Origin of the sequence: Microbacterium sp. B19, assembly GCF_000333395.1 — a bacterium.
Classification (GTDB): domain Bacteria; phylum Actinomycetota; class Actinomycetes; order Actinomycetales; family Microbacteriaceae; genus Microbacterium.
This window is the reverse complement of sequence record NZ_BADA01000319.1, coordinates 1-1,622: the sequence shown is the minus strand read 5'-3', so window position 1 is coordinate 1,622 and position 1,622 is coordinate 1. Positions and strand designations below refer to the sequence as shown.

General features: G+C 72.5%; 2 protein-coding genes and 1 pseudogene. All 3 read right to left on the bottom strand.

Features of this window, described 5'->3' with window-relative positions:
• Window positions 1–537, bottom strand: a 537-nt coding sequence (locus tag I5G_RS11185; protein ID WP_022879125.1) for an aldehyde dehydrogenase family protein, incomplete at its 3' end; no start/stop codon positions are given.
• The gene (gene proB / locus I5G_RS11180; protein ID WP_022879124.1) at window positions 537–1,379 is read right to left on the bottom strand and encodes a glutamate 5-kinase; all 843 of its coding nucleotides are present in this window, start codon (window positions 1,377–1,379) and stop codon (window positions 537–539) included. The genes proB and I5G_RS11185, both read right to left, overlap by 1 nt.
• A pseudogene (gene obgE / locus I5G_RS22020) lies at window positions 1,376–1,622 on the bottom strand (GTPase ObgE); the annotation flags it as partial. The gene proB and the pseudogene obgE, both read right to left, overlap by 4 nt.

Below are 1,622 nucleotides of genomic sequence, written 5' to 3'. Positions count from 1 at the left end.
GATCGCTTCGGGAGTGAGCCCCCGCGCCTCGAGGGCGTCGCGCATGACGCGAACGAGGGCGGCGTTTGTGCTCTGCGCGGCCGATCCGCCGCGCAGCACCACGGCGTTGCCGGAGCGCAGCGCGAGGGCGGCGATATCGACCGTCACGTTCGGACGCGCTTCGTAGATCGAGCCGACGACGCCGAACGGCACCGCGACCTTCTCGAGCGCCAGGCCGTTGGGCAGCGTGCGCTGGTCGAGCACGCGCCCCACCGGGTCGGGCAGCTCGGCGACGTCGCGCACCGCTGCGGCCAGGGCCGCCACGCGGGTGGCATCCAGTCGGAGTCGATCGAGCAGCGCGTCGCCGATATCGGACTCGCGCCCGCGCGCCAGATCGTCGGCGTTCGCCGCGACGATGTCGTCGGACGCGGCGTCGATGGCGTCGGCGATCGCGCGCAGCATCGCGGTCTTGGCCGCGGAGTCCAGGAGCCCGACCTCGCGCGCGGCATCCTTCGCGAGGCGCAGCCGGTCGTCGACCGAAACGGCGGTGAGCGTCATCACGCCAGTCTATCGCCGCTGGACACCGCACCCACGGGTCCCGTCATGAGCGTGACGGGGTCGGGATGCGGGGCGAACCACGTGCCGACGGACGCCCCCGCGAGGGCCTCCGCGACGAGGTCCGCGCTCGTGACCAGCACGCCGACACCCGCCGCCGAGGCGAGCTTCGCCGCGGACGCCTTGGTCGCCGCTCCCCCGGTCCCCACGCCGTTCACGGTGACGGACCCGAACGTGTACTCGGAGAGGTCGTCGCCCCACTCGACGTCGATGATCGGGCGCGCTCCCGGCTCGCTCGGCGGTGCGGTGTAGAGGCACTCGATGTCGCTCAGGAGCACGAGGGCGTCGGCGCCGATGAGCTGCGCGACGAGAGCCGCGAGCCGGTCGTTGTCGCCGAAGCGGATCTCGTGGGTAGCGACCGTGTCGTTCTCGTTGACGATGGGCAGGATGCCAAGACCCAGCAGCCGTTCCATCGCGCGGCGCGCGTTGGAGCGGTGCGTGGCATTCTCGAGGTCGCCCGCGGTCAACAGCACCTGCCCGGCGAGCAGGCCGAACCGGTCGAGGGAGGTCTGGTAGCGCCACATGAGGACGTTCTGACCGACCGCCGCGGCGGCCTGCTGTGTCGCGAGGTCGTTGGGTCGGCCCTGCAGGTCGAGCAGCGGCAGCGCGGTCGCGATGGCGCCCGACGACACCAGGACGACCTCGACGCCGGCCTCGCGGGAGCGGGCGAGCGCATCGACGATGAGGTCGATACGGAACGCGCCGTCACCGCTGATCGACGACGACCCGACCTTCACGACGATCCGGGACGCGCGGGGCAGGTCTTCCCGGACGCGAGCGGTCATCGTTCGTCCTCGTCGTCGTACGCGCGCTCGGCGAGACGCTCGGCCTCGAGCTCGGCGCGGGCCTCGGCCTTGGCATCCATCCGCTCGTGATACCGCTCGCGGCGCTCGTTGCTCGTGCGGCGCGTGCTCTGCAGCAGGCGCGGGTCGGTGCCGCGCGGAGCGGTCATCAGCTCGGCCGCGGAGGACGCGTCGGCTCCCAGTCGACACGATGCCGTCGCCGGACCGATGACGACGGCGCACCCG

What these genes read in the sequence shown, in the direction of transcription:
- proB (WP_022879124.1), bottom strand. Translation starts at nt 1,379, where the DNA reads ATGACCGCTCGCGTCCGGGAAGACCTGCCCCGCGCGTCCCGGATCGTC.